Consider the following 26,073-nt stretch of genomic DNA (forward strand, 5'->3'; position numbering starts at 1 on the left):
CGTACCCGCCGGCCCGGTCGTGGCACCCGGCAGGCCGCTCACGGCACCCGGCAGGCCGGTCATGGTGCCTCCAGCAACTGGCCGGAACCGGGCAGCGGGTGGTGCGGATCGTCGTAGAACAGCGCCAACCCCTCGGACCAGTACATCTCCGCACGGCCCGAGCGCACGCCCTGCCTCAGCTCGTGGATCTTGCGCGGCAACTGGTCCGCGGTCCGCGCCTCGGCGACGGTGTCGGCCGCCCGCCGGTGGAAATCGGCGCACACCGCCTCGGGGCGGTCCTTGCCCCGGCGCAGCAGGGCGATGTGGAAGCCGCCGCGCACCACGCGGGCGAGTCCGGCCGACGTCTCACCGTCGGTCCGGTCGCCGTACCGGCAGAGCACGGGCACCGTCTCGTACGCGAGGGCCCGCAGCTCCTCCTCCGTCGGGACGGGTACCCGCAATCCGTCCTCACAGTCGACGACGGCGGCGCGGACGGCGGCGGTGGTGGCGCGCGTCCAGCGCGCCATGCGCTCGCGGGTGTCGTCCTCGGTCAGCGGTGGCTCGTGGTCGGAACGGCGCACGACGACCGGGCGGGTGACGCCGAGCGGCGGCTCGTCGGGCGTCAGCTGCCAGCGGTCGACGGCCATCCCGAGCTGGGACTGGACCACGGCGACCTGGAGGACGGCCGGGCTGTCCGGCTCGTCGCAGCGCCGGAACGCCTCGGTCAGCGACGCCGTGAGCCGGGCCGGCAGGGCGTGGCCCGGGGTGCCCCGGCTGTCCTCGCCGACGGGCTGCACCTCACCGGTGTGCCGGGCGACGCCGACCCGCCAGTCGTAGCTGTCCCGCTCCCAGCCGCGCGGCTCCAGTTCCAGCAGGACGAAGGGCGCCTCGCCGTCCGCGGGCCGCTCCCCGTACGCGGGCGCCGCGCGCCGCTGCTCCCGGTCGGTCCGCAGCCGGGCGGCGGCCCACAGCCGGGTGATCTCGTTGCGGAACTCCCGGGAGAGACCGTCGTCGGCGACCCGCTTCACCCACTCCCACAGCTCCTCCTCCGCCTCCGGGGTGGAGGGGGTGACATAGGGGCGCTCGGCGGCGATGACGCTCATGCAGTAGCGCAGCAGCAGTTCGAGCGCGGCCTCGCCGCCCCTCGTCTCGTAGAGCGCGCCGAGCCCGTCGCGCCAGCTGCGCGGCGCCGGGTAGCGCTCGACCGAGTGGACGCCCGGCAGCCGGACGAGCAGGTCGAGCAGCCCGCGGGTGGAGACCGGCGGCGGCAGCTGGGCGAGCTTGCCGAGCAGCGTGACGCGCTGCGGGGGGCTGAGGGCGCGGTCGATGGAGGCGCCCAGGGAACTCTGTACGTCGGTCCAGGTGCGGCCGGTGCCGACGGGGCTCGTGTGCTGGTAGGCGTGGTAGCGGTCGTGGGCGTGGAAGACCGCCTGGTAGTCGTCGTCGGACTCGGCCCCGGCCATCGTGGCGGGCACCGGCAGCGAGCGCAGCCGCTCGATGCCGATGGACGTGCCGCCCATGGCGCCGACGAGCTGGGACTTGAGCACCCCGACGACCTCGCCGCGCGCGATGTCCACGGTCGGGCCGCCGGACACGCCCGGCGGCAGCACGTCCCCGCCGAGCCGCATCTGCTCGTCGGGGTCCGCCCAGCCGCCGACCGTGCCCTGCACCGTGCACTGCCCGTTGAGCCGCTTCAGCCGCCCGCCGATCTCGGTCCAGCCGGCGTAGAGCACCTCGCCGCCGCCGAAGAAGGCCGCGGGGCGCTCGGTCACGTAGACGCAGGCGTGGTCGGTGGGCCGGCGGAGCCGGACGAGGGCGAGATCGGGCGCGGCCCAGCCGCCGGCGGGAGGCGGCGGGGCGGCACCGTACGGATCGCCCGTGGCGTACGAGCCGTACGGGTCGCCTGTGCCGTACGCGCCGGCTGTGCTGTACGGATCGGTCGTGCCGTACGCGCCGGTCGTGCCGTACGGGCTCGTCGTGCCATATGGGCCGGTCGTGCCGTACGGGGCTTCCGGGGCGTACGAGGCACGCCCGGTGTCCGTGACGCCCGAGGGATGCTCGGGGAGCGCGGCGACGACCGTGCCCGGCACCGCGGACTCGCCGCTGCCGGGACCGGTTTCGAAGACCACGGTCACGTCCCGCCCCTCCCCCTGCATCGCCACATGCGCACATGTGAGAACCCAGCTCGGGGCGATGAAGAAGCCGCTCCCCAGAAACTTCCCGCCCTGTTCATCAGGGGCATACCCGGGCGTCGGGGCATGGATGCGCACCGTCGCCGCCATGACGAGATCCATGAGCGCACGCCGGGTCTCGGCCGGGACTCCGGGCGCTCCCCGGCCGAGGCCATCGATCATGGGGCACTCCCGGCCGGGGGCTCGGGCCGGTATGAATGCGCCGCTGCGCCGGGTGGTGCGCCCCCGGGCGCGGGAGAGGCGGACGGCGGCGCGGGCGGCATGGCCGGGACCGGGGGCACCGCCGGTGCGGCGGAAGCGGGCGGGGCGGCCGGGGCACTGGGCGCCGACGGGGACGCGGCGGCCTGCGGCGGGACCGGGGGCGAGGCGGTGAGGTCGGCGGGCGGTCCGCCGTCGTTCCAGGTGAGCGTGACCTTGATCGCGCCCTTGGCCTCGCCGTCCGCGAGCAGCCCGACGACCTTGCCGGACTTGGCGGTCAGCTCGACCCCGAACTCCACGCTCACCTCGTCGGGCCGGACCGCGCGCAACGGTCCGGCGAGGGACCGCGCGACGCTGGTCACCACGCCGTACAGGCTCTCGACCCGGGCCTGGACCTGGTCGCCGAACCCGGTGTCCGAATAGACCAGGCCACCGCTGGGCCGCCGCAACTCCTCGGCCCCGGAGATCCGGGCCCATACGGGCGTGCCGTCCGGCATCTCGATGCGTGTGACGCGGACCTCGTCCTCACCCATGGCAACCCCTGTTCCCCCAATTCCCCGCAGATTAGCGCCAGTACGGTGCGGATGCGAGGTGTCTGAGGAAGGACGACGGATGCCGCCCTCCCGGTTCTCGGCAACGGCCACGGACCGCGCCGAGCAGCCGCGGGACACCGCTCACCTGGCATTAAGCTGAGCACCATGTATTTCACCGACCGCGGGATCGAGGAGCTGGAGAAGCGGCGCGGCGAGGAGGAGGTCACTTTCGAGTGGCTGGCCGAACAGCTGCGTACGTTCGTGGACCTCAACCCCGACTTCGAGGTCCCGGTCGAACGGCTGGCGACCTGGCTGGCCCGGCTGGACGACGACGAGGACGAGTAGCGCGCCCGGGTAGTACGCCGAGCAGCCCGCCGGGCGGCTCACCCGCCACGGGCCGCCCGACCCGCGCGTTGTTCCCTCGAGACCCGCGCCCGCGTCATTCACCGGCGGCCACGTACCGGCCTCTGCCCTCGTCGTCCTCGTCCTCCTCGTCGGGCCATTCCTGCTCGGAGAGGTCGACCACGACACCGGACGGCTCAAGAGCGTCCCGGACGCGCCGCATCATCGCGTCGGACAGGAAGTGGTGGCGCAGGTCGAGCCGTCGCAGGTGGGTGAGGGGCCGGCCGTGCAGCAGCGCCTCGGCCCCGGCGTCGGACAGGGTGCCCAGCCCCAGAGCCAGGGAGGTGAGCTGAGCGACGACGGGGGCGGTGGCCACGGCGGCGGCTATCTCGTCCTGAAGATCGGCGTTCCGCAGGCCCAGGTGGCGCAGGGCCGGCAGGCAACTTCCGTCCAGGATGGGGGCGAGGTCCTCCACCATGGCGGTGCGGCCATAGGCCTCGACTCCGAGCCACAGGTCCAGGTGTTCCAGGTTGGGCAGGTCGGAGGAGACGATGCCGTGGACGACCGCGCCGGGCAGGCCGCCGTTCTCCAGGCGGAGCGTGCGCAGGCCCGTGTGGCGCAGCGGCGGGAATTCCAGGCCCGGCACGCCGCCGTAGCCGCCGCGTGAGCCGCGGACCGCCAGTTCCTTCAGGCGCGGGTACGCGGCCAGGATCGGGGAGACGTCGCCCTGGACGATCCAGGACAGCTCGCACTCCATGAACTCCAGGTCGGCGAGGTAGAGGGCGTCGAGACCCGTGAGGCGGTCCTTCGCGGCGTCGAGTCGTTCGGCCGTCTCGTCGGGGCCGCCGCCGTCGTACTCGGAGCCGTACGCGCCCTGGCCGAGGACGAGGGCGCGTACGCGCGCCGGATCGACGGTGTCGAGGAAACGTTCCCAGGCGTCGTCGAAGTCCTCCTCGTCGTCGGCCCGGGCGAGTTTCCACGCGACCGTCTCCGCCGCCGGCAACGGCTCCTCGCCCTCGTCCGGGAGGGGGAAGTCGAAGACGGGCAGGCCGTGCAGTTCCGTGATGTGCTCGATGGTCAAGGTGGGCGCCCCGGGCTCGTACGGTGGCCGGCGCGGAAGCCGGCGCCGGCCCGTGCACCGCTTTTCTACCAACCGCCGCGGACACCCGTGGGACGAATCCGGGTCCCGGCCCGGCGGACCACGTGGCGCCGGGCCCGGTTGACCGGATGCCGCCTCCGTTTTAGCCTCGACCTGTCGCGGAGGCAGCCTCCGTTTCACTGGATCCGCGAGATCGCGTCAGGCGGGAGAGCGTATGAGCGTCAAGGGGCAGCGGGGACCCAGGCTCCGAGCGGATGTCCAGCGCAACCGTGCGGCCCTCCTGGAAGCGGCGCAGCGTCATTTCCTGAGATTCGGGGTCGGTACCTCGCTGGAGGCGGTGGCCAAGGAGGCGGGTGTCGGGCCCGGCACGCTGTACCGGCACTTTCCCACCCGGGAGGCGCTGCTGGCGGCCGTGTTGCAGACGCGCTCGGAGGAGCTGATGGCGCGCCGGGCGGAGATCGCACAGCTCGGTGACGCCTCCCGGGCACTGCGGCACTGGCTGCGGGCCATGGAGGAGTACTTCAGCGCCTTCAGCGGACTGCCGGAACCGCTCATGGCCGCGGCCAGGGCGCAGGAGCCGGGCAATCCGCTCACCCTTCCCTGCGACCTCCTCATCACCACCACCGAGGAGTACGTGCGGGCCGCGCAGCTCGCGGGGCACGCGAGAGCGTCGGTAACGGGGTACGACCTCTTCCTCGCGGCCGTTTCCGTTGCCTGGATCAAGGGAACCGGCGCGACCGACGAGGAGTCGCTCGACCGCCTGCGCGCACTCGTCGAAAGCGGATACCGCGAGCGGGAGAACCCGGCATAGACCACCGGCCGCCCCTGCACAGGGAGCGGCCGGATACAGGGAGCGGCCGGATACAGGGAGCGGCCGGATACGTCTTCGGGGAGGCCCGGCGCCCGGCCCCTTCCCGGAATGGCCGACTGGTCGGCCCGGAATCACACAGTCATCACACCTCGCCACCTCCTCCTTGAGAGTGGCGCGACCTCGATAGGGACACATCATGAGAATTGCCGTCATAGGCGCAGGGGAGATCGGGAAGACGCTGGCGCGCACGTTCAGTGCGGGCGGACACGACGTGCAGGTGGCGAACTCCCGGGGTCCCGAGACCGTCGGCTCCGACGTGCTGGAGTTCGGGGCGCACGCGGCGAGGGCGGCGGACGCCGTGCAGGACAAGGACGTGGTGATCCTGTCCGTTCCCTTCGGGCGGATCCCGTCCGTGGCGGGACTCATCGCCTCCGTGCCCAGTGAGACCGTGGTCATCGACACCTCCAACTACTTCCCTCACCTGAGCGGCCCCATCGAGGCGGTGGAGAGCGGCCAGGTGGAGAGCCTGTGGGTCGCCGAGCAGCTGGGGCGCTCCGTGGTCAAGGCATGGAACGCCGCCCTGGCAGGCACCTTGCGGACCAAGGGGGTACCGGCGGGAACTCCGGGCCGTATCGCGCTCCCGGTCGCCGCGGACGCCGACGAGGCACGGCACGTGGCCATGCGCCTGGTGGACGAGAGCGGCTTCGACCCCTTCGACGCCGGCGCCCTGGCCGACTCCTGGCGCCAGCAGCCGATGACGCCCGCCTACTGCACCGAGCTGAGCCTCGAGGACCTGGGGCCGGCCCTGGAAGCAGCCGACAAGGCCGCGGCTCCGCGAAACCGTGACCGCCAGATGGAGCGCTTCGCCGCCCTCACCTCCACCCCCACGCTGGAGGATGCCGTCGAACTGAACCGCTCCCTTCACCGCTGACGCTCCCGGTGCCGCTGACCCGTCCCGCCCGCCCCGAAACAGGGGCTCACGGAATCGACCACACTCCAAAGGACACGCTTTGCCCACCACCGCCATACCCTTCACCGACCTCGCGCGGTCCCGGCGCTCCGTGCGGAAGTTCCTGCCCGCCCCACTGCCCCCTTCGGACATCCGTGACGTGCTGGAAGATGCCCAGACAGCCCCGTCGAACTGCAACACCCAGCCGTGGACGGTGCACATCGTCTCGGGAGCGAAACGAGACGCCCTGAGCAAAGAACTGCTCCGGGCCGACGAGGAGGGGCGGTTCTCCTACGACTTCACCTTCGACTACGCCGACTTCGGCGAGGGCACCTACCTCGACCGGGCGCACCATCACGCCGCGACCCTCTACGAAGCCCTGGGCATACCGCGCTCGGACCGGGCGGCCAGGAAGGCGGCAGCCCGGGAGAACCTGAACTTCTACGGCGCTCCGCACGTCGCCTTTCTTTTCATGCCGGCGTTCGGCGACGCGGTGCGGGCCGCCGGGGACATCGGCATGTACGCGCAGAACTTCCTGCTGTCGCTGACAGCCCGTGGCCTCGACGGCATCCCGCAGACCATGCTCGGGTTCTACGCCGACACCGTCCGCGAGTTCCTGGGCGTTCCGGAGGAACTCAAGCTGCTCTTCGGCATTTCCTTCGGCACCGCCGATCAGGCCGCGCCGGCCAACGGCTTCCGTATGGGGCGCGTGCCGCTGGAGCAGAGCGTCGTCCTGCACGAAACTCCCGGAGTCCTCGACGCGCGATGAGGGGAGCCTCCCGCTCCCCTCGCTCCGGCCCCACTGACCTTGACTTCCCGCAGGCGCGATATATCGTGTTCACAGGGACGCGATATGTTGCGTCATGACCGCCCAAGGAGGGTCACCCATGACCGAGTCGACGTGGGAAGTCGCCGAACCCCGGAAGCTCGCCTTCGACGCCCCGGTGACCGCCCTCAACGTGCGCGTCGTCAACGGGACGGTGAACGTCGTCGGCGCGGAGAGCGACGGCGCCCGGCTGGAGGTGTCCCGGATCGAGGGGCCTCCGCTGATCGTGAGCCTCGCCGGTTCGACGCTGACCGTCGCGTACGAGGACCTGCCCTGGAAGGGCTTCCTCAAGTGGCTCGACCCCAAGGGCTGGCGGCGCGACGCCGTCGTCACCCTCACCGTCCCGGCCGGCACGGCCGTCGAGGTCGGGGTGGTCGGCGCCGGGGCCGTGGTGTCCGGGGTGCGCGGGCCCACGGACGTCCGGGGGGTCAGCGGTGACACGACGCTCGTCGGCATGTCGGGCAGGGTCAACGCCGAGACGGTGTCCGGCAATCTGGAGGCCCAGGCGGTAACCGGCGACCTGCGCTTCCACTCCGTATCGGGGGATCTGACGGTCGTCGAGGGCGCGGGCTCCTCCGTACACGCCGATTCCGTCAGCGGCGACATGGTCGTCGATCTCCATTCGACGGACCGGCCCACGGACATCCAGCTCAACACGGTCTCCGGGGAGGTCGCGATCCGCCTGCCGCACCCCGCCGACGCGCGAGTCGAGGCGAACACGGCGAGCGGTACGGTCTCCAACGCGTTCGAGGACCTGCGGGTGAGCGGACGGTGGGGCGCGAAGCGGATCACCGGCACGCTCGGGGCGGGCACGGGCACGCTCAAGGCGACGACGGTGTCCGGGGCGATCGCCCTGCTGCGGCGGCCCCCGTCGGAGGAGGACCCGCGCGAGCGGGTGCCCGCCGACGCCGCGCGGACGGACGCCGTACCGGGGGCCGACGACGCCGTACCGACCCATTCGAAGGAGCTCTGACATGGCGGTCTTCGCCCACGGCCGACTCCGGCTCTACCTGCTCAAGCTCCTGGACGAGGCACCGCGCCACGGCTACGAGGTGATCCGGCTGCTGGAGGAGCGCTTCCAGGGCCTGTACGCGCCGTCCGCCGGCACCGTCTACCCCCGGCTGGCCAAGCTGGAGGCGGAGGGACTGGTCACCCACGCCACCGAAGGCGGCCGCAAGGTCTACTCGATCACCGACGCCGGCCGCGCGGAACTGGCCGGGCGCAGCGGCGAGCTGGCCGACCTGGAGCTGGAGATCCGCGAATCCGTGTCCGAACTGGCGGCCGAGATACGCGATGACGTCCGGGGCGCGGCGGGCGCGCTGCGCAGCGAGATGCGCGCGGCGGCCACCGAGACCCGTAAGACGTCCGGCACGCGGACCGGCAGCCGGCCGGACTGGGAGGGGAACCTCACCGACAACGAGTCCTGGCGCGTGGCGAAGGAGGAGCTGCGGCGCGCGAAGCAGGAGTGGAAGGAACAGGCCCGCCGGGCGAAGGACGAGTCCCGCCGGGCCCGCGAGGACGCACAGCAGGCCCGCCGCCAGGCACAGGAGGCGCAGGAGACGGCGCGCCGCGAGATGCAGCGGATAGCGAAGCAGGTCCAGGACCAGGTCCAGGACCACTTCGCGCGCGGCGACTGGCCGTCGGGCGTACGGGAGGGCCTGTCCGAACTGGCCGGCCGGCTGGGGGGCCTGACGGGCTCGGCCTGGCCGCCGTACGTCAAGCCGGAACCGGCGGGGACGGCCGACTGGGCAGAGGACACCCCGGAGACCGGCGATCCGGCCCGGGACCTGGACCGGCTGCTGGACCGCTTCCGCGACGACATCAGGGACGCGGCCCGGGACAACGGGGTGACGCCGGAGCAACTGACCGAGGTACGGCGCCACTTGTCCACGGCCGCGGCCCACATCGGCGCGGTGCTGCGCACGGGCGACCGGTGACAAGTGCCGGGTGACGGGTCACGGGTGACCGGCGACGGCTGCCGGGTGCCGGGTGCCGGGTGCCGGACGACGAGGCACAGATGACCGGCGACAGCCGCCGGATGACGGGTCGCGGGTGGTGGGTCGCGGGTGGTGGGTCACGGGTGACCGGCGACGAGCGGCCAGGGACGGACTACGGGTGGCCGGGCCGCGCGGTCGTCGCGTACGCCGACCCCGGGGCCGTACGGGCCGACCGGTGGCGACCGACGGCCGCGTGGCCACCGGCCGGTGGCCCCCGACGGGCAGCCGGCCGTCCGACGGCCGGCCGTCAGCGGTCGGTGAGCATTCCCGCGTCGTGGGCCAGGACCGCGGCCTGTACGCGGTTGGCGCAGCCCGTGCGCGTGAGGATGCGGCTGATGTGCGCCTTGACCGTACTCGCGCTCATGTACAGCTGATCGGCGATCTCCGCGTTCGACAGGCCCGTGCCGAGCAGCCGCAGGACGTTCCGCTCGGCGTCGGTGAGGTCCGCCGTCCTGCGCAGGGCCGCCTCGGTGCCCTGGCCGGACCGTACATGACGGTCCAGCAGCTGCCGGGTGATCCGGGGCGCCAGGACCGGCTCGCCCTCGGCGGCCAGGCGCACCGAGCGGATCAGCTCCGTGGGGCCGGTGTCCTTGAGCAGGAACCCCGTCGCGCCGGCCCGCAGCGCCCGGTTCACGCTCCGCTCCTCGCCGAAGGCCGTCAGCATCACCACATGGGTGCGGGGCGAGGCCTGTCCGATCTCCTCGGCGGCGGCTATCCCGTCCTTGCCCGGCATCTGGATGTCGAGCAGCGCCACGTCGATGTCCTGGCCCCGGCATGCCTCGACCGCCCCGCGGCCGTCAGCCGCCTCGGCCACCACCTCGATGTCGTCCGCGTTCTCCAGGACCAGTCGGATGCCGACGCGCATCAGCCGCTCGTCGTCGGCGATGAGAACTCGGATCATCGCCTCATCGTAGACGCCGTCCCCGCACCGCCCGCGGGCCGGTGCGCGCGGCGTCGGGCGCGGTGCGCCGTCGGCCGTACCGTCCCGATCACAGCTGTTGTCCGCTCAGGGCCAGCACCACGAGCACGATGAGGAAAACCACGGTGGGCAGGATGGCGAGCGCCGCCGCGCACCCCGCGCCGAGCACCCGTGGCCAGGTCAGGGCCTCGGCCGAAAGCGGGTCGTGCGCCCCGGAAGGGGGGCCGGCCCGCTTCCCGGCCCGCGTGGCGGGGAGCGCCGGGCGGCCGGAGACCGCCGGGGCGACGGGGGCGGCCGGGGCACCGGGGAAAGCCGGCGCGACCGGCGGAACCGACGGCGTCGCGCCCGGGGGCCGGGCGGGCAGCAGGGCCGTCACCCGGAAGCCGCCGCCCGCGAGCGGACCCGCGGCGAACGAGCCGTCCAGGAGCGAGATCCGCTCCTCCAGGCCGGCCAGCCCGCTGCGGTTGCCCGCCCCCGGCCGGTGTTTGACGCCCGGGGCGCCGTTGGTCACGACGAGCCCGATCCGGCCGTCGGCGACGCCGACCTCCACCCGGACCGGCGCCCCCGGCGCGTGCTTCAGCGCGTTGGTCAGCGCCTCGCGCACCACGCGGTGCACCGCCTGGCGGGTGCGCGGTGCGGCATCGGCCGTATCGGGCCCCGACCAGTCCAGTCCGGCCTCGACGCCCGCCCGCCGGGTCTCCGCCACCAGGGCGGTGATGTCCTCCCGTGTCCCCCGGCCGCCCTCGCCGCCGTCGTGCTCCCCCGCGCCGTCCCCGACGTCCCCGTGCCGCAGCACCCCGAGGATCTCGCGCAGTTCGTCCATCGCCGAGCCCGCCGTGGTGCGGAGCAGCTCGGCCTGTTCGGCGAGGGGCGCGGCCTGCCGCTGGACCGCCAGTTCCAGCGCTCCGGCGTGTACGGAGATCAGGCTCAGCCGGTGGCCGAGCAGATCGTGCATCTCCCCCGCGATCCGGTTCCGTTCCTCCGTCCGCGCCGCCGCGGCGCTCAGCGAACGCGCCTGTTCCAGATAGGCGTTGCGCTCCCGCAACAGGCTGACCAGCGGCCGGCGCCGGCCCAGCAGCGTCCCGGCGAGCGCCGGGAGTGCCAGCAGCGGTACCGCGGCGGTGGCGCCGACCGCCAGCTCCAGCGCCGACACGTCGGGCTCGAACAGTGCGACGACCACGGTCAGGGCACCGCCCAGCGCGCAGGCCGCCCCCACCGCGTACCACGCGCGGCGTGCCGGGTGGATACGGCGGGTGGCGGAGCCCACGATCAGCGGCACCATCAGCATCGCCCCCAGGCTCGGCCCGGCGATCAGGGGGACGGTGCCGAGCACCGTCGCCACCGGCCGGCGACGCCTGGCGGGTACCAGCAGCACCACCCACAGCGCCGCCAGGGCCACGAGGACCGGCTGTTCCTGCTCCACGATCAGCAGCGGTAGCAGCCCGACGACGGCCGCGACCAGGCAGGTCAGCGACTCGGCCACCACCGTGCGCGGTGGAGCCGCGCGCACCGCGGCCAGACACTCCACCGCCTCACGCTGCACAGCCCGCCGCACACGCCGAAGTATCCGTGTCACCAGCCGTCTCCGCTCTCGCCCCTCGTTCCGCACCGCCTGAACGCCGGCCCTCGCCCGGTCCCGGCGGCGTCCCCGGTCCAGGCGGCCTTCCGTGGCCCGGCGGCCCTCCGTGACCCGGCGGCGTCGCGGGGCGTGGCGCCGTGCGCCGCCCCGGAGGACCGTAACCTCCGCCGCACCGGCCGGACCGGGGCGGGTCCCCGCATCACGCGCCCGGTCGGCGGGGCAGGCGCTCCCTCAGCGCGGCCACGTCCACGCCCTCCTCGCGAAGCAGCGTGGCGGCCTCTCCCCCCTCGTCGTCGAGGAGGGCGGCCAGGACGTGCACCGTTCCGAACAAGGAGTCGTCACCCTGTTCCGCCGCCAGCAGCCGTCCCCTGGCGACGATCTGTTCGGTGTGCGGCGAGAGGGGCCGCTCGCTGTCGGCCGGTACCGGACCGAACGCCGCGGTGGCCATGACGGTCCGGCGGGCCAGCGAGTCGGGCCGCGCCCCGTACGCGCCGAGCAGCCGGGCGGCGTCGTTGGCGGAGGCGACATCCGCGGGCAGCGACCGTCCGGCGACCGACAGGGCGCGGTCCAGGGCCGGCAGGGCCAGCAGCAGGTCCACCGGCTCCGCCGCGGCGCGTCCGCACCGCACCGCCCTGCGCCTGGCCTCCAGGGATACGGCGGTCAGGACCGTGCCGTCCATGCTGGACGTCCAGGACAGTACGGCGCGCATCAGCCAGCCGCTCCGGCCTTCCTTGCCCAGCGCTCCCGCGTGGACCAGCAGCGCGAGGGCGCGTGAGGGGGGCGCGGGCTCGTCGGCCACCCGCGCGTCCAGCGCGTCCAGCGCGGCGGACGCCGTGGCCGTGGAGATCTTCCGCAGGGCCAGCGCCTCGGCCGCGCGGGTACCGGGTGTCTCCACCAGGACCCGGGCCACGTGCCGGCACCGCACGCTGGGCGTGCCCTCCCGGCGGGCCAGCGCGAGGGCGTGCGGCAGGCTCTGGCGCAGCGCCCCCGTCGGCTCGGGCCATGCCCCGTCCTCGGCCGGGCTCAGCCCACGGCCACCGTGGGCGACGCGCCACCGCGCCTCCCGCCATACGGCGACGGCCTCCGCCTCGTCGCTCGGTTCGGCCGCGGGTCCGTCGGGGTTTCCTTCGTCGTCGTGGGCCCAGGGAGCGTCCGACCGGCCGGCGATCAACCCGCTGAGCGCGCCTGCCGCGCGCATGCCGGGGGTCAGCGCCTCGCCGGCCTCCGAGTCCCCCATGACCAGCTCCGACAGCAGGTCCTCGGTGCCCACGGTCCGCCGCTCGCGCTTGACGGCGCGGCGCAGGGTCTCCGCGAGCAGCGCGATGACGTCGTCCTCGAACTCGGTGGCCAACACGGGGGTCTCAGGGGCGTCGGTGTCCATCATGGGCGTGGGTCGCTCTTCCGTCGGAGGTCGCCCTCGGGGTGCGGTGACCTGTTGTGTGCACGACGTTAGACGCGGGCCCCGCCCCGCCGCGTCGGCCGACCGGCCACACCCGATGCCCGACCGGCCACACCCCCTCGCCCGACCGGCCGGGCTCGCCGCCCGCCTCTGGGCGCTCACCGCCAACTGCCGCTGCCGGTACCGGTGCCTTCAGGGCTTCAGGGCTTCAGGGCTTCAGTACGACCTTCCCGAAGAGGTCTCCCGCCGCCATCTTCTCGAACCCCTGTCGCGCCCGGTCCAGCGGCAGCACCTCGTCGATCACCGGCCGCACCCCCTTCACCGCGCAGAACGACAGCAGGTCCGCCAGCTCGTCCTTCGAGCCCATGGTCGAGCCGACGACCCGCAGCTCCAGGAAGAAGATCCGCGTCAGTTCGGCATGCTCCGGGCGATCGCCGCTCGTGGCGCCGGAGATGACCAGGGTGCCGCCGCGCCGCAGGCACTTGAGGGAGTGGGACCAGGTCGCCGCGCCGACCGTCTCGATCACGGCGTCCACCCGGTGCGGCAGCCGCGCGCCCGGCTCGAAGGCGTCCGTCGCGCCGAGTTCCACCGCCCGCGCTCGCTTCTCCTCGCTGCGGCTCGTGGCGTACACCCGTAGCCCGGCCGCGCTGCCGAGGACGATCGCCGCGGTGGCGACGCCGCCGCCCGCGCCCTGGACGAGGACCGAATCACCGGGCCGGACGCCCGCGTTGGTGAAGAGCATCCGGTACGCGGTGAGCCAGGCGGTGGGCAGGCAGGCGGCCTCCTCGAAGCTCAGCTCGGCGGGCTTGGGCAGGACGTTCCAGGCGGGCACAGTGACCTGCTCGGCGAAAGTGCCCTGGTAGCGCTCGGTGAGGATGGTCTGGGGCTCGCGCGGGCCCACCCCGTGGCCCGTGGCGCCGATGACGGAATGCACGACGACCTCGTTGCCGTCCTCGTCGATTCCGGCCGCGTCGCAGCCGAGGATCATCGGCAGCCGGTCCTCGGTGATCCCGATCCCGCGCAGGGTCCACAGGTCGTGGTGGTTGAGGGAGGCGGCCTTCACCGTGACCGTGGTCCAGCCGGGGCGGGCCCGGGGGGCCGGGCGCTCGCCCAGTGCGAGGCCCTTGAGGGGCTCGGCGAAGTCGAGGCTTTCGGCGTATGCGGCAAACATGACGGTGACAATACGGCGGAGCCGGTCACGGCGGAACCGCACGCCCGGCCCGCGCCGCCCGCCGTTCTCCGCACGCGCCCGCGAGCACGGGGAGACGTCCGTACGGGAGATGTCCGTACGCGAAACGTCCGTACGGGAGACCCACCTTCGCGAGACATACGAAAGGGCCGCGCCCCGCCCCTGTCCGGGAAGCCCGGAGGGCGCGAAGGCGCGGCCCGCCGTTCCGTCAGCGCCGCGCCACGCCCTCCGCGCGCGCCGCCGCGGCCACCGCCGCCGTGACCGCCGGGGCCACCCGCTCGTCGAACGGCGACGGGATCACGTAGTCGGCCGACAGCTCGTCACCGACCACGTCCGCCAGCGCGTCGGCCGCCGCGATCTTCATACCCTCGGTGATCCGGGAGGCCCGCACCTGGAGCGCCCCCGCGAAGATCCCGGGGAAGGCCAGCACGTTGTTGATCTGGTTCGGGTAGTCGCTGCGCCCCGTCGCCACCACCGCCGCGTGCCGGTGCGCCACGTCCGGGTGCACCTCCGGGTCCGGGTTGGCCATCGCGAAGACGAACGCCTCCGGCGCCATCGAGGCGACCGCCGCCTCCGGGACCGTACCGCCGGAGACGCCGATGAAGACGTCGGCGCCCGCCAGCGCGGACTCCAGCGAGCCGGTGAGCCCGGCGCGGTTGGTGAGGCCGGCCAGTTCGCGTTTGACGTCGGTCAGGTCGTCGCGGTCCGCGCTGACGATGCCCTTGCGGTCCGCCACGGCCACGTCCCCGACACCGGCCGCCAGCAGGAACTTCGCGATGGCGACACCCGCCGCGCCCGCGCCCGAGATGACGGCGCGCAGGTCGCCGAGCGAGCGGCCGGTCAGTTTCGCCGCGTTCCGCAGGGCGGCGAGGGTGACGACGGCCGTGCCGTGCTGGTCGTCGTGGAAGACGGGGATGTCCAACCGCTCCTGGAGCCTGCGCTCGATCTCGAAGCAGCGCGGCGCCGCGATGTCCTCCAGGTTGACCCCGCCGAAGGAGGGCGCGAGCCGCACGACGGTGTCGACGATCTCGTCCGTGTCGGTCGTACCGAGCGCGAGCGGCACCGCGTCGACCCCACCGAACTGCTTGAAGAGGATCGCCTTGCCCTCCATCACCGGAAGCGACGCCTCCGGGCCGATGTCGCCGAGCCCGAGGACCGCCGTACCGTCTGTGACGACGGCCACGACCTGCGACTTCCACGTGTAGTCGTGCACCAGCTCGGGGCGCTCCGCGATGGCGCTGCACACCCGGGCGACGCCGGGCGTGTACGCGAGGGACAGGTCGTCCTTGTCCCGGACGGGCACGGTCGCCCGGACGGCCATCTTGCCGCCGCGGTGCAGCGCGAAGGCCGCGTCGAAGCCCGTGTCCGAGGGCTCCTCGGCCCCTTGCTCCGCGGCGGCGCCGGCGCTTCCCGTGCCCCCGGGCCCGGTCCCGGTTCCGTTTCCGGCCCCGGTTCCGGCCTCACCGGCCGCCGCGCTGCCGTCCGCGCCGCCGATCTGATTGACGATCTCCGCTGCCATGTGTCTCTGAACCCCTAAGGAAGTCATCGGTTGAGGGTGTCCGCTCCTGGTCGAGCAGGTGTGGGTGGGCACCGCGTACGGTCGCCGCCCGGGCGGGTGTGCCGCCCCCCGCGGAGTGATACGTACGCGCGGACGCGCCGCACACGCGTCCTGGCCCCCGGATGAGGGGTGTGATCGTCTCTTCCTACCCGACGGACCCCGTCGACCACGAGACCGTGCTCGCCGGTCCGCGGTCACGCGTTTCTCATCGGTCCACGCTCACGCGTCCATCGTCCGTCGGTGAGATGGGTCATATCTGAACAGTTCGGAAAGATCCGGCTATGTATATGAACCCATCTGAACGTGGGGCGAGGCCGGAGATTTTCCGGCCGGAAGGAGGTATTCCAGCAGACGGTCCGGCTTTGACGTGCCGCCATGCCACCGCGGGGGTGTCCCGTTACCCGATTTTGACATGCCCGGACCCCTGGAGGGGTCCGTCCAAATGGGAGGATGCAACTCGTCACACACGGTCGCGACACTCGAAGACGCGTGCTCGCCGGCCAGGTAGCCGCTTCAATAAGCCTTATCTCTTCGCCGGAGGCCCCGATCATGACCGCAAGCACCACTTGTCGTACGGCAAGCACCACCCGTCGTACGGCAGGCGCGAAGTCCAGGATCGCCGCGGTCGGCGCGCTCGCGGTCACGGGCGCCCTGCTGCTGGCGGGCTGCGGGGACCAGACGGGCGGCGGCACGACGGGCGGCGGCAAGAAGGAGGGCGCGCCCGACGGAGCCTCGGCGGCACCGCTCTTCGACCAGCTGCCGAAGCCGATCCAGGACAAGGGCGTCATCAAGGTCGGTTCCGACATCGCGTACCCGCCGGTGGAATTCAAGGACAGCTCAGGAAAAACGGTCGGGATCGACCCGGACCTCGCGGACGCGCTCGGCAAGGAACTGGGCGTGCGCTTCGAATTCGAGAACGGCACCTTCGACACTCTCCTCACAGGTCTGCGTTCCAAGCGGTACGACATCGCCATGTCGGCCATGACGGACACGAAGGAGCGCCAGAACGGCGTGGACCCCGACACCGGCAAGAAGGTCGGCGAGGGCGTCGACTTCGTCGACTACTTCACCGCGGGTGTCTCGCTCTACACCAGGAAGAGCGCGGCCGACGGCATCAACAGCTGGTCCGACCTGTGCGGCAAGAAGATCGTCGTCCAGCGCGGCACCGTCTCGCACGACCTGGCCAAGGACGAGAGCGAGACCTGCCAGAAGAGCGGCAAGGGCGCGATCTCGATCGAGGCCTTCGACAACGACCAGCAGGCCCAGACCCGGCTGCGCAGCAGCGACGCCGCCGCCGGCGCCAGCGACTTCCCGGTCGCCGCGTACGCCGTGAAGACCTCGGGCGGCGGCAAGGACTTCCAGCTGGTCGGCGCCCAGGTCGAGGCCGCGCCGTACGGCATCGCCGTCGCGAAGGGCGACCCGCTGGCGAAGCCGCTCCGGGCCGCGATGGACGCGATCATCAAGAGCGGTGAGTACGACAAGATCATGGCCAAGTGGGGGGTCGAGGACGGCGCGGTCAGGAAGGCCGAGATCAACGGCGGTTCCTGACGGCGCCCGCTCCTGAAAGGCATCTGAAAGGCATAGGCAACCTCCGTGTCTGTTGACATCAACAAGTCGGACGGGCCGGCGGACGCGCCACGCGACGCCGCGCCCGCCGCGCCGCAGGCCATCAAGGCCGTTCCCGTCCGGCACTACGGGCGGTACGTCTCCGCGGCCGTGGCCATCGGCCTGCTCGCGGCGATCGTCTACGCCTTCGCACAAGGCAAGATCAACTGGGCCGCCGTGCCCGCGTACTTCTTCGACGACCGCATCCTGCGCGGCGTGGGCCAGACCATGCTGCTCACGGTGATCTCGATGCTGATCGGTGTGGTCGGCGGCGTCCTGCTCGCGGTGATGCGGCTGTCGAAGAACCCGGTGACCTCCTCGGTCGCCTGGTTCTACATCTGGTTCTTCCGGGGCACCCCGGTCCTGGTCCAGCTGATGGTCTGGTTCAACCTCGGGCTGGTCTTCGAGTACATCAACCTCGGCCCGATCTACAAGGACTACTGGTCCAGCTTCATGACGCCGTTCCTGACGGCGCTGCTGGGCCTCGGGCTGAACGAGGCCGCGTACATGGCCGAGATCTGCCGGGCCGGTCTGCTCTCGGTCGACGAGGGCCAGACCGAGGCGTCGCACGCGCTGGGCATGAGCCACGCCAAGACGCTGCGCCGGGTGGTGATCCCGCAGGCGATGCGGGTGATCGTGCCGCCGACCGGCAACGAGGTCATCAACATGCTCAAGACGACCTCCCTGGTGGCGACGGTGCAGTTCTACGAGCTGCTGCGGTACGCCCAGGACATCGGGCAGACCTCGGGTTCCCCGGTGGAGATGCTCTTCCTCGCGGCGGCCTGGTACCTGCTGCTGACCTCGGTCCTGAGCGTCGGGCAGTACTACCTGGAGCGGTACTACGCGCGCGGCTCCAGCCGCAGCCTGCCGCAGACGCCGCTCCAGCGTGTCCGGGCCAATCTGCTGTCCCTCGGCCGCCCCAAGGGAGGCATGGCATGACCACCACGAGCATGACGACCCCGGCGGCCACCGGGAGCCGGCCGATGGTGAAGGCGGAGGGCGTCCACAAGTCCTTCGGCACGGCCCACATCCTCAAGGGCATAGACCTGGAGGTCGCGCCGCGCGAGGTGTTCTGTCTGATCGGCCCGTCCGGCTCCGGGAAATCGACCTTCCTGCGGTGCATCAACCACCTGGAGAAGATCAACGCGGGGCGGCTGTCGGTCGACGGCGAGCTGGTCGGTTACCGACAGCGGGGCGACAAGCTGTACGAGCTCAAGGACAGCGAGGTGGCCAGGAAGCGCCGTGACATCGGCATGGTCTTCCAGCGCTTCAACCTCTTCCCGCACATGACGGCGCTCGAGAACGTCATGGAGGCGCCGGTCCAGGTGCGCGGCGAGGCGAAGGCTTCCGCCCGGGCCCGCGCCGAGCGGCTGCTGGACCGGGTGGGGCTCGCGGACCGCGCGGGCAACTACCCCTCGCAGCTCTCCGGCGGCCAGCAGCAGCGGGTCGCGATCGCCCGCGCGCTGGCGATGGAGCCGAAGCTGATGCTCTTCGACGAGCCGACGTCGGCGCTGGACCCGGAGCTGGTGGGCGATGTCCTCGACGTGATGCGCGGCCTGGCCGAGGACGGCATGACGATGATCGTCGTCACCCATGAGATGGGCTTCGCGCGCGAGGTCGGTGACGCGCTGGTGTTCATGGACGACGGCGTGGTGGTCGAGTCGGGCCACCCGAGGGACGTCCTGACCAACCCCCAACACGAGCGGACGAAGTCGTTCCTGTCGAAGGTGCTGTAGAAGGCGGCGCGAGCGGGACCCGGCCGCCGTCACCGGGGGCCGCGGCGCGGCGGCGACGGCGGTACGGGAGCGGCGCGGAGCCCCGTACCGGTCCCGTACCGGCGCGCGGCTACGTCAGGGCGAGCACGAGGGAGTCCGAGGGCGACGCCCACACCGCCCGCGCCTCGGCGAACCCGGCGGCCCGCAGGGTCCGTACGTGCCAGTCGAGGGAGGGTGTGTCGCCGTCCGCGTGCTCACCGAAGATACGGAAGCGCTCGGCGGCGGGCTCGGCGAGCGCCGGCTCCCGGGCGGCCAGCTCCCACCACTGCGCCCAGTCCAGCGCGCCCGCCGCCTTGGCCCGGTCCATGCCGGCGTGCCGGAAGGTCCGTTCCGCGGCGTTGATCCGAGGGGTTGACGGGTCCGTCATGTGGTCGGCGTTCATGAGGACGCCGCCGTCCCCGAGCACCCCGGCGAGCTGCCCGTACAGCGCGGCCAGCGGATCCTCGTGCAGCCAGTGCAGGGCGGTGGCGGTGAGGACGGCGTCGTACGTCTCGTACGGGAGCAGCCCGGGCCAGTCCGGGGCGGCCAGGTCGGCGGTCACGAAGGTCACTCGCGCGTCGCCCGCGAACGTACCGCGCGCGATGGTGAGGAGGGCGGGATCGAGATCGACGCCGGTACTCGTCGCGCGCGGGAACCGGCGCAGCAGCCGCCTCGTGATGCTCCCCGTACCGCACGCGAGGTCGAGCACCCTCGGCTCGGGGCCCGCGAACGCCTCCACCATGTCCAGCATGACCCGGAAGCGCTCCTCGCGGTCGGGCATGTACCACTCTTGCTGGCGGTCCCAGCTCTCCTGCCAGGCCGCCCAGTCGACCCCGGTCTCCGTCGCCGCCTGCGTACCCGTTTCCGCCTGCGTACCCGTCTCCGTCTCCGTCACGGAAAGCCACCTCCGTCGTTGCCGTAATACCCTGAATGCCAAGTCAGTCATTACCAACACCCTCGACGACCGACCCTAGACCGCCGCCGTAAGGACTACAAGTGGAACTGGCCTCTTACTCGGACTCCGCCGTACGCCTGGTCAACACCGAGGAACCGGCCCGCGGCACCGACACCCTGACCTCGGTCGAGGCCGTGCGCGCGCTCTTCGGCCCGAACTCGCAGGCCGCGCGCCGCGCCACGGAGGCGGACGTCACCCGGTTCCGCTCGGTACGGGCGCGGCTGCGCGCGGTCTTCACCGCGGCCGACGGGGGCGAGGAGACCCGCGCGGTGGACCTGCTCAACTCGTTGCTGCTGGAGTTCCCGGTCAGCCCGCAGATCTCGGGGCACGACTTCCTGGACGACGCGGGCCGGCCGCGCTGGCACATGCACCTGGCGGACCACCCCTCGAACGCGACGGCCGGCTACGCGGCGACCGCGGCCATGGGCCTCGCCTTCCACCTGACGGAGTACGGGGTCGACCGGCTCGGCCTGTGCGAGGCGGCGCCCTGCCGCAACGCCTACCTGGACACCTCGACCAACCGCTCCCGCCGCTACTGCTCGGACCGCTGCGCGACCCGGGCCAACGTCGCCGCCTACCGCGCCCGCAAACGCCGGGAGACCGAGCGGTCCAGCGACACCGGCCGCAGCGCCGAGAGCAGCCACGAGAGCACGGCCCGTGCGGACCGCTGATCGCCCAGCGGCCGGTAGCGCGCCCTGACCCGGGCGAGCAGCAGGTCCTCGGGCACCAGCCCGAAGACCCGGCTGTCCCCCTCGGCCCCCGGATTGTCCCCGAGCACCCACCAGGCCCCGTCCTTCCGCTCCACCAGCCGCTTGACGATGAGCAGGTCCTGCTGGAGCGGATGCCTGAGCACGGCCACGTCACCGGCCTTCACAGGCGCCCCGTAGTGCACCAGGAGCTGGTCCCCGTGCCTCAGTGTCGGATACATGGAGGGCCCCGTCACCTCGGCGAGCCCCAATGGCACTCGCGGCTCCCTGCCGTCCCGTCCGCCCCGCGCGACCCGCTCCTCCCGCGGACGCCCGTCCTGCGTCGTCATACGCCACCTCCCACCGCGCGGCCCGCTCCCACGGCCCCCGCTCCCGGGCCGGTTCTCGCCCCGGGTCCGTTCCCGGGCCCCGTCCCAGGGCCCGCTGTCCGACACCTCGCGCCCGGGGCTCCACTCCCACGGTCCCGCGCCCACCGTACGTTCCGCCACCGGTCCCGTATCCACCCGGACTTTTGACGTAAGCCCCAGGGGGCACTCGCGAAAACGGGCTTCTCACGGAGTAATGTCGCACCCGAGAAGACGATCACGAGGAAGGACGGCTCTATGCTCTCCCGCCTGTTTGCCCCCAAGGTGAAGGTCAGCGCCCACTGCGACCTCCCCTGCGGCGTGTACGACCCGGCCCAGGCCCGCATCGAGGCCGAGTCGGTCAAGGCCATCCAGGAGAAGATGCAGGGCAACGACGACGCCCACTACCAGGCGCGCGCCACCGTCATCAAGGAGCAGCGTGCCGAGCTCGCCAAGCACCACGTCTCGGTGCTGTGGAGCGACTACTTCAAGCCCCCGCACTTCGAGAAGTACCCGGAGCTGCACCAGCTGGTCAACGACACCCTGAAGGCGCTGTCGACGGCGAAGGGCTCGACGGACCCGGCCACGGGCCAGAAGGCCCTGGACTACATCGCCCAGGTCGACAAGATCTTCTGGGAGACGAAGAAGGCCTGATCTCAGATCATGCCGCTTGACCTGCGACTTCATCGGTCGCCTGGTCTCCCCGCCCGCACCCGGCCCGCAGGCCGCCGAACACGGCGCCCCTGACGGCCCGGGTGCGGTCTTCTTCGCCCGGCCGCAGATGAATTCCGAATCCGCCCAGACGCCACCGTGACCAGCCCGTTGCTCGGCGCGCACGCGAAGCGCCGGCCCAAGCTGCCACCAACCGGCCGACGAAGGGAAACAAGCCGTGGCTCAGCGGACAACCGACGACCAGCCCAAAGCCCTCAAAAGCCCGCCCTTGATTCCATGACCCTGCTGGTCGCCGCCCTCATCGTCCACGACAAGGCCACCAACCGCGTCGTCCTCCTCCAGCGCAGCCAGAACGCCAAGTTCGCCCAGGGCATGTGGGACCTCCCCGTCGGCAAGAGCGAGCCGGGGGAACCGATCACCGAGACGGCCGTCCGCGAGCTGTACGAGGAGACCGGCCTGACGGTGAAACCCGAGTCCCTCAAAGTCGCCCACATCATCCACGGGGCTTGGGGCGTGGAGGCCCCCAACGGCTTCCTCACCGTCGTCTTCGTCGCCCACGAGTGGACCGGCGAACCCGAGAACCGCGAACCCCGCAAGCACGCCCAGGTCCGTTGGGTCGACGCCGACTCCATCCCCGACGAATTCGTGGACACCACAGCCAGCGCCCTCCATCGGTACCTCGTGGGAGGCCGGCAGGTATCGCTCGACGGCTGGGCATAGCGCACTTCACCCGGCCGCAGCGGCCATCGCGCGCTCTTCGCCCCGCCCTCCGCCGCGCGCATGGACCGCTATGCGGGTACGACAACCGCCATGCGGCTAACGACGCGAAACGGCTCGTTGATCGGCCAAGGAGGAGCGGCGCGCCAAGGCGTTCCGCGCATTGGCCAGGTGGGCCCTCTTGTTCGCGGCGAGAGCACGGAACTTCTCGGGGTTCTCCTCGATGACCCGGGCCTGGGCAGTGGCCTCGGCCTCGTGCCAGGCGTCGAGCAGTCCGGAGACGCGCTTGCAGCGCGCGTCCGCCCGCGCGGTCCCGACCTCCAAGGCGCTGATCTTCGGACTGTCCAGGTTCCAGCGGGGATCGCCGATGGCCTCGTCGGGAGTGCGGTAGGAGTAGCCGGCGGCGGACATACAGCTCCGCCATCTCTCCTTCGCGCCGACCACCTCCGCGCTCCGCTCGGTCTTCCGTAACGTTCCGACACCTCGCTCTGTCAGCCAGTCGGTGTCCGCCTCGGGGACGCCCCGGGCGAGGAGGGCGTCGACCTCGCTGTAGCAGCCGGGAGTGTCGGTCTCCCCGTAGATCGCGGCCTCTTCCGCCGCGCTCGCCCGGCGCGCCCACTCGGTCATCGCCGTGCGTCGCTCCCGCTCGTCGTCGGTCACGGGCACGTGGTAGCCGAACTGTGCCGCGGTGCTCTCGTCCACCACCCCGTAGCGCCTGCTGTTGTCGTACCGGGCCGGAGGCATTTCGTCAGCGAGGTTCGTCGGCATGGTGAAATCGATGCCCCGACCGGTGACACAGCTCTCCAGCAACGTCCGCCGCGCTTTTGCCAGCGACCAGTCATCGCGCGAAGTCCATCGGTATGCGTCGAAGGGCAATTCCAGGAAGGGGGCGGACGCCGGAGCCGCCGTGGGCGACGTCAAGGGTTTGGTGGATCGTGGAGCCGTTTCGCCGTGGGTCGCACACGCCGTGAGCAGCGTGATGGGCAGTAGGGAGACAAGTGCCAGTCCAGTGGCCCTTCTCCGGTTCACCGGTTCCCGCCCTTCCCTGTCGAACAGCGAGGTGGTGCCCGTGCCGCCGGTCGGCACGGGCACCGAGGTCTCCCGTCCGTGCAGTGGAGCCGGGAAAACGGACGGAGTGGGGGTGGCCCGGCTTCAGCAGGAGAAGTCGGCGGAACTCGCCGCGTTGTCGCCGACGAAAGGCCGAGCGCCCAGGTCGGGGTCCCACGCGCCGTCCGAATAGGCGATGTTCTCGCCGCTGTACCCGGGATTCGACCAGAGGTAGACGCGGCATCCGGATTCGTTCTTGATCGAGCTGGTTCTGTTGTCCATGAGGTGACTGGTGAGGTTCCCGTTTCCGTCCCTCCAGTGATTCCCGGCGAAATTGTCGTCGTCGTGGACGATGTCGCGCCAGAGGTTGGTACTGGTGGTCGACCCCGCGTTGTAGTTGACGAGGTCGAACATGCAGAAGTTGCCGGAGGAGCAACTGCCCGCCATGATCCGCACGGTGCGCTCGTCCTGCGCGGACTGCACGGATTGCGCGGACTGCGCGGCGTGGGCGGTTGTGCCCACGGACAGAGGGAGAAGGAGCGCTCCCAGAGCGGTACCCAACAGTCGTGCCTTCGCTCGCATGAGGTGTCCCTTTCGGCTGATGAGGGAGTGCGTTGAACGAGGCACACAGCTGCGGATGCAGCCGTGGCGGCGTTACGGTCTCGACGATAATTCGCCCTTCGACATCGCGTTTGACGGCTGATGCACAGCTCCTTGACGCTCCGTCCACTCATCGGCGTGGTGACCGGCCCGTCGGCTGCGGCCCTGAGCGGGCGGCCGCCCGGGTTCGGGGTCGCAGCCGGGGCCGGGCCGTGGCCCCGGGTGGCCGGCCCGTCAGGAGACGTTCTCCGGGGCGGTCGGCTCCTCGGGTTCCTCGGGGATCTCCGCCACTGCGGTGATCTCGACGAGTTGGCCCGAGTAGCCCAGGCAGGCGACGCCGACCAGGGTGGAGGTGTGCGGGCCGAGGGTGAGACCGCCCGCGCGGACCACCTCCCAGACCCGGCTGAGGTCCGCCGGGTCGGACGACGCCACGTACACCGTCGTGGCCACGACGTCGACGAGCCTGCACCCCACGGCGTCCAGCGCGGTACCGAGGTTGGCCAGCACCTGCTCGCTCTGGGCGACGAAGTCCTCCGGACCGACCAGCTTGCCGTCCGGGTCGAGCGGTACGGCCCCGGCCAGGAAGGCGAGGCGCCGGCCCGTCTCGACCACCGCTGTGTGCGCGTAGTCCGGCGGCGGGAACAAGCCGGGCACGGTCATACGGTGGGCCATCTGTCGCTCCTTCAGGCTGTGTCGCCCTCGACCTGTCGCTTTACCGGTAGGAAGTACGGAGGCGGGCCCCCGCACGCTCAGCCGTGCGGCGTACTGATCGGAGAGGGGCACTGGTCCGACCCACCCGTCACCGCGAGAAGCGTCAGGCCGCCTCCGCATGGAGCAAGGGGCTCTTGTTACGCGTGAGCCACAGGCGGTAGTCCACCGCCCGCAGCGCGGCCTCCCGGTACGCGTCCGCCAGGTCCCCGAACACCCGGGCGCCGACGGACTCCTCGGCCTCGCCCACACGCGACCCCGGGGCGACGCCGGGCCGTGAGAACAACAGCAGCCGTACGGCCAGCGGGTCGTCCCGCAGCGGCCGGATCGCCAGGTCGTCCCGCGGATCGGAGGTGGGCTGGCAGGGGGCCACGGCCTCGCCCACCGCGATCAGCGAGGCCGCCGTCTGGTAGTCCCCGTGCACCAGGGGCGGATCGATGCCCGCCGCGTTCAGGACCCGGCGCACCCCGTCCCACTCGCCGTCCACCGTCGGGTCGAGGATCCAGCGGTCCTGCGCGAGGTCCGCCAGCTCCACCACCGGGCGGGCGGCGGCGGGGTGGTCCCGGGACATGGAGATGAACTGCGGTTCGCGGTCCACCACCACCCGCCTCTCCAGCCCGTCGGGGACCTTCAGCGGGCAGCCCTCCACCTCGTGCACGAAGGCGACGTCGAGCCGTCCCGCGGCGACCGTCCGCAGCAGCGCGCCGGCCGAGACGTCCATGTGGAGCGAGATGTCCGTACCGGGCATGCGGCGGCGGAGCCTGCGCAGCCAGCCCACCAGCGCCCGGCTCGCCGTGGAGCCGATCCGCAGCCGCTCCCCGCCCACCAGGTCGGCCGCCGAGGTGGCCTCCGCGACCAGCGCGGCCATGCCGGAGACCAGTGGCCGGGCCCGGCTCACCACCGAGCGGCCCAGCGAGGTGGGGCGGCAGCCACTGCGTTCGCGGGTGAACAGCTCCGCACCCAGGGAGTTCTCGATGCGCCGCAGCTGGGTCGTCAGGGCCGGCTGGCTCATGCCCAGTTGCCTGGCCGCCTTGTGCAGGCTTCCGGCGTCGGCGATCGCGCACAGGGCGCGCAGATGCCTCACCTCCAGCTCCATGCACCCGAGAGTAGAGCGGCCTCCTGAGCCGCACCAGATAGCCAAAACACGCCAATTGACGACGAGTTGTGACTGGCTGTGGCTGACATCGGGCAACTTGCGTCACCTTCTGGCCCATACAAGCTGCGCATACAGGCACGCATACACGCAGCAGGCACCGCGACAACCGGCCGCCATGACCGTCGAAGCGCGCCACACGGTGATGCGCCCGTGTTATCGGCGGTTGACATCATCCGTACGGGGACGGGCTCCCCGAGACTCTGCGGTATCCCCAATCCGTGTCCACGGACGAGTAGGA

At 72.1% G+C, this 26,073-nt stretch carries 25 protein-coding genes and 1 pseudogene; 12 read left to right on the forward strand and 14 right to left on the reverse strand.

Annotation, left to right across the window (positions count from 1 at the left end; all coding sequences use genetic code 11):
- Nucleotides 1-59 precede the first annotated feature (59 nt).
- Both IG02_RS43145 and IG02_RS37060 read right to left on the reverse strand, forming a co-directional pair.
- A complete protein-coding gene (locus tag IG02_RS43145) occupies nt 60-2,333 on the reverse strand; it encodes a trypsin-like peptidase domain-containing protein (RefSeq protein ID WP_051765829.1) in 2,274 nt (757 codons plus the stop codon).
- Complete coding sequence (locus tag IG02_RS37060) at nt 2,330-2,902, reverse strand: CU044_2847 family protein (protein ID WP_051765830.1); 573 nt, start codon at nt 2,900-2,902, stop codon at nt 2,330-2,332. Before IG02_RS37060 ends, IG02_RS43145 begins: the two co-directional genes overlap by 4 nt.
- A gap of 165 nt (nt 2,903-3,067) precedes the next feature.
- Between IG02_RS37060 and IG02_RS0128205 the strand changes: the two genes are divergently transcribed.
- Nucleotides 3,068-3,247: a DUF6104 family protein gene (locus IG02_RS0128205; protein ID WP_014048295.1), complete on the forward strand. Its 180-nt coding sequence runs from the start codon at nt 3,068-3,070 to the stop codon at nt 3,245-3,247.
- A gap of 94 nt (nt 3,248-3,341) precedes the next feature.
- On the opposite strand, the gene IG02_RS0128210 is transcribed toward IG02_RS0128205, so the two are convergent.
- The gene (locus tag IG02_RS0128210; RefSeq protein WP_030754081.1) at nt 3,342-4,325 is read right to left on the reverse strand and encodes an STM4015 family protein; all 984 of its coding nucleotides are present in this window, start codon (nt 4,323-4,325) and stop codon (nt 3,342-3,344) included.
- A gap of 232 nt (nt 4,326-4,557) precedes the next feature.
- Here IG02_RS0128210 and IG02_RS0128215 point away from each other — a divergent pair, with 232 nt between their 5' ends.
- The 5 genes from IG02_RS0128215 to IG02_RS0128235 all read left to right on the forward strand — a co-directional run bounded on the left by IG02_RS0128215 (nt 4,558) and on the right by IG02_RS0128235 (nt 8,866).
- Nucleotides 4,558-5,154 (forward strand): TetR/AcrR family transcriptional regulator, encoded by a 597-nt coding sequence (locus IG02_RS0128215; protein ID WP_030754083.1) that lies wholly within the window; start codon nt 4,558-4,560, stop codon nt 5,152-5,154.
- Nucleotides 5,155-5,350: 196 nt separating this feature from the next.
- Nucleotides 5,351-6,085 (forward strand): NADPH-dependent F420 reductase, encoded by a 735-nt coding sequence (locus IG02_RS0128220; RefSeq protein ID WP_030754085.1) that lies wholly within the window; start codon nt 5,351-5,353, stop codon nt 6,083-6,085.
- A gap of 79 nt (nt 6,086-6,164) precedes the next feature.
- The gene (locus tag IG02_RS0128225) at nt 6,165-6,872 is read left to right on the forward strand and encodes a nitroreductase (RefSeq protein WP_030754086.1); all 708 of its coding nucleotides are present in this window, start codon (nt 6,165-6,167) and stop codon (nt 6,870-6,872) included.
- 118 nt (nt 6,873-6,990) lie between these two features.
- The gene (locus tag IG02_RS0128230) at nt 6,991-7,902 is read left to right on the forward strand and encodes a DUF4097 family beta strand repeat-containing protein (RefSeq protein WP_037804492.1); all 912 of its coding nucleotides are present in this window, start codon (nt 6,991-6,993) and stop codon (nt 7,900-7,902) included.
- A gap of 1 nt (nt 7,903) precedes the next feature.
- Nucleotides 7,904-8,866, forward strand: a complete 963-nt coding sequence (locus IG02_RS0128235; protein WP_030754091.1) for a PadR family transcriptional regulator — start codon at nt 7,904-7,906, stop codon at nt 8,864-8,866.
- 307 nt (nt 8,867-9,173) lie between these two features.
- Here the strand turns inward: IG02_RS0128235 and IG02_RS0128240 are convergent, their stop codons facing one another.
- From IG02_RS0128240 to IG02_RS0128260, 5 genes are all read right to left on the reverse strand, one after another.
- Nucleotides 9,174-9,827: a response regulator gene (locus tag IG02_RS0128240; protein ID WP_030754093.1), complete on the reverse strand. Its 654-nt coding sequence runs from the start codon at nt 9,825-9,827 to the stop codon at nt 9,174-9,176.
- An 88-nt stretch (nt 9,828-9,915) separates the two neighbouring features.
- Nucleotides 9,916-11,400 carry a sensor histidine kinase gene (locus IG02_RS0128245; RefSeq protein ID WP_234314938.1) on the reverse strand — a complete coding sequence of 495 codons (1,485 nt, stop codon included), beginning with the start codon at nt 11,398-11,400 and terminating at the stop codon, nt 9,916-9,918.
- A gap of 223 nt (nt 11,401-11,623) precedes the next feature.
- The gene (locus IG02_RS42295; RefSeq protein WP_051765833.1) at nt 11,624-12,808 is read right to left on the reverse strand and encodes a Clp protease N-terminal domain-containing protein; all 1,185 of its coding nucleotides are present in this window, start codon (nt 12,806-12,808) and stop codon (nt 11,624-11,626) included.
- A 223-nt stretch (nt 12,809-13,031) separates the two neighbouring features.
- Nucleotides 13,032-13,994 carry a zinc-binding dehydrogenase gene (locus IG02_RS0128255; RefSeq protein ID WP_030754100.1) on the reverse strand — a complete coding sequence of 321 codons (963 nt, stop codon included), beginning with the start codon at nt 13,992-13,994 and terminating at the stop codon, nt 13,032-13,034.
- A gap of 226 nt (nt 13,995-14,220) precedes the next feature.
- Nucleotides 14,221-15,531, reverse strand: coding sequence for an NAD(P)-dependent malic enzyme (locus IG02_RS0128260; RefSeq protein ID WP_030754103.1), 1,311 nt, complete (start codon nt 15,529-15,531; stop codon nt 14,221-14,223).
- 588 nt (nt 15,532-16,119) lie between these two features.
- Between IG02_RS0128260 and IG02_RS0128265 the strand changes: the two genes are divergently transcribed.
- From IG02_RS0128265 to IG02_RS0128275, 3 genes are read left to right on the forward strand one after another with little or no spacing between them, the layout of a single operon-like run.
- The gene (locus tag IG02_RS0128265; protein ID WP_030754108.1) at nt 16,120-17,118 is read left to right on the forward strand and encodes an ABC transporter substrate-binding protein; all 999 of its coding nucleotides are present in this window, start codon (nt 16,120-16,122) and stop codon (nt 17,116-17,118) included.
- A gap of 45 nt (nt 17,119-17,163) precedes the next feature.
- Entirely contained in the window at nt 17,164-18,114 is a 951-nt protein-coding gene (locus IG02_RS0128270; protein ID WP_030754110.1) for an amino acid ABC transporter permease, read from the forward strand.
- A 44-nt stretch (nt 18,115-18,158) separates the two neighbouring features.
- Nucleotides 18,159-18,911, forward strand: a complete 753-nt coding sequence (locus IG02_RS0128275) for an amino acid ABC transporter ATP-binding protein (RefSeq protein ID WP_037804546.1) — start codon at nt 18,159-18,161, stop codon at nt 18,909-18,911.
- Nucleotides 18,912-19,020: 109 nt separating this feature from the next.
- Here the strand turns inward: IG02_RS0128275 and IG02_RS0128280 are convergent, their stop codons facing one another.
- On the reverse strand, nt 19,021-19,824 hold the full coding sequence (locus IG02_RS0128280) for a class I SAM-dependent methyltransferase (RefSeq protein ID WP_030754115.1): 804 nt from the start codon (nt 19,822-19,824) through the stop codon (nt 19,021-19,023).
- A 101-nt stretch (nt 19,825-19,925) separates the two neighbouring features.
- Between IG02_RS0128280 and IG02_RS0128285 the strand changes: the two genes are divergently transcribed.
- On the forward strand, nt 19,926-20,555 hold the full coding sequence (locus IG02_RS0128285; RefSeq protein ID WP_030754118.1) for a CGNR zinc finger domain-containing protein: 630 nt from the start codon (nt 19,926-19,928) through the stop codon (nt 20,553-20,555).
- Here the strand turns inward: IG02_RS0128285 and sodX are convergent.
- Nucleotides 20,459-20,920, reverse strand: coding sequence for a nickel-type superoxide dismutase maturation protease (gene sodX / locus IG02_RS0128290; RefSeq protein ID WP_051765834.1), 462 nt, complete (start codon nt 20,918-20,920; stop codon nt 20,459-20,461). The two genes, IG02_RS0128285 and sodX, sit on opposite strands and share 97 nt — an antisense overlap.
- A 273-nt stretch (nt 20,921-21,193) precedes the next feature.
- On the opposite strand from sodX, the gene sodN reads away from it, so the two are divergent.
- Both sodN and IG02_RS0128305 read left to right on the forward strand, forming a co-directional pair.
- Nucleotides 21,194-21,589, forward strand: coding sequence for a superoxide dismutase, Ni (gene sodN, locus IG02_RS0128295; RefSeq protein WP_030754121.1), 396 nt, complete (start codon nt 21,194-21,196; stop codon nt 21,587-21,589).
- A 235-nt stretch (nt 21,590-21,824) separates the two neighbouring features.
- Nucleotides 21,825-22,327: pseudogene (locus IG02_RS0128305) on the forward strand (NUDIX domain-containing protein).
- 96 nt (nt 22,328-22,423) lie between these two features.
- Here IG02_RS0128305 and IG02_RS0128310 read toward each other — a convergent pair.
- From IG02_RS0128310 to IG02_RS0128325, 4 genes are all read right to left on the reverse strand, one after another.
- Nucleotides 22,424-23,092: a hypothetical protein gene (locus IG02_RS0128310; RefSeq protein WP_158712390.1), complete on the reverse strand. Its 669-nt coding sequence runs from the start codon at nt 23,090-23,092 to the stop codon at nt 22,424-22,426.
- A gap of 384 nt (nt 23,093-23,476) precedes the next feature.
- Nucleotides 23,477-23,893 (reverse strand): peptidase inhibitor family I36 protein, encoded by a 417-nt coding sequence (locus IG02_RS0128315; RefSeq protein WP_158712391.1) that lies wholly within the window; start codon nt 23,891-23,893, stop codon nt 23,477-23,479.
- Between the two features lie 312 nt (nt 23,894-24,205).
- On the reverse strand, nt 24,206-24,643 hold the full coding sequence (locus IG02_RS0128320) for a RidA family protein (RefSeq protein WP_030754130.1): 438 nt from the start codon (nt 24,641-24,643) through the stop codon (nt 24,206-24,208).
- Between the two features lie 142 nt (nt 24,644-24,785).
- Nucleotides 24,786-25,775 (reverse strand): LysR family transcriptional regulator, encoded by a 990-nt coding sequence (locus IG02_RS0128325; protein ID WP_199814099.1) that lies wholly within the window; start codon nt 25,773-25,775, stop codon nt 24,786-24,788.
- Between the last annotated feature and the right edge of the window lie 298 nt (nt 25,776-26,073).

It is taken from the genome of Streptomyces sp. NRRL F-5135 (assembly GCF_000719775.1).
Classification (GTDB): Bacteria; Actinomycetota; Actinomycetes; order Streptomycetales; family Streptomycetaceae; genus Streptomyces; species Streptomyces hebeiensis.

Coding starts and splice junctions, on each gene's coding strand:
- IG02_RS0128235 (WP_030754091.1), top strand. CDS start 7,904: ATGGCGGTCTTCGCCCACGGCCGACTCCGGCTCTACCTGCTCAAGCTC.
- IG02_RS42295 (WP_051765833.1), bottom strand. CDS start 12,808: ATGATGGACACCGACGCCCCTGAGACCCCCGTGTTGGCCACCGAGTTC.
- IG02_RS0128320 (WP_030754130.1), bottom strand. CDS start 24,643: ATGGCCCACCGTATGACCGTGCCCGGCTTGTTCCCGCCGCCGGACTAC.
- IG02_RS0128205 (WP_014048295.1), top strand. CDS start 3,068: ATGTATTTCACCGACCGCGGGATCGAGGAGCTGGAGAAGCGGCGCGGC.
- IG02_RS0128255 (WP_030754100.1), bottom strand. CDS start 13,994: ATGTTTGCCGCATACGCCGAAAGCCTCGACTTCGCCGAGCCCCTCAAG.
- IG02_RS0128240 (WP_030754093.1), bottom strand. CDS start 9,827: ATGATCCGAGTTCTCATCGCCGACGACGAGCGGCTGATGCGCGTCGGC.
- IG02_RS43145 (WP_051765829.1), bottom strand. CDS start 2,333: ATGATCGATGGCCTCGGCCGGGGAGCGCCCGGAGTCCCGGCCGAGACC.
- IG02_RS37060 (WP_051765830.1), bottom strand. CDS start 2,902: ATGGGTGAGGACGAGGTCCGCGTCACACGCATCGAGATGCCGGACGGC.
- sodN (WP_030754121.1), top strand. CDS start 21,194: ATGCTCTCCCGCCTGTTTGCCCCCAAGGTGAAGGTCAGCGCCCACTGC.
- IG02_RS0128310 (WP_158712390.1), bottom strand. CDS start 23,092: ATGCCGACGAACCTCGCTGACGAAATGCCTCCGGCCCGGTACGACAAC.
- sodX (WP_051765834.1), bottom strand. CDS start 20,920: ATGACGACGCAGGACGGGCGTCCGCGGGAGGAGCGGGTCGCGCGGGGC.
- IG02_RS0128275 (WP_037804546.1), top strand. CDS start 18,159: ATGGTGAAGGCGGAGGGCGTCCACAAGTCCTTCGGCACGGCCCACATC.
- IG02_RS0128215 (WP_030754083.1), top strand. CDS start 4,558: ATGAGCGTCAAGGGGCAGCGGGGACCCAGGCTCCGAGCGGATGTCCAG.
- IG02_RS0128230 (WP_037804492.1), top strand. CDS start 6,991: ATGACCGAGTCGACGTGGGAAGTCGCCGAACCCCGGAAGCTCGCCTTC.
- IG02_RS0128260 (WP_030754103.1), bottom strand. CDS start 15,531: ATGGCAGCGGAGATCGTCAATCAGATCGGCGGCGCGGACGGCAGCGCG.
- IG02_RS0128220 (WP_030754085.1), top strand. CDS start 5,351: ATGAGAATTGCCGTCATAGGCGCAGGGGAGATCGGGAAGACGCTGGCG.
- IG02_RS0128265 (WP_030754108.1), top strand. CDS start 16,120: ATGACCGCAAGCACCACTTGTCGTACGGCAAGCACCACCCGTCGTACG.
- IG02_RS0128325 (WP_199814099.1), bottom strand. CDS start 25,775: ATGGAGCTGGAGGTGAGGCATCTGCGCGCCCTGTGCGCGATCGCCGAC.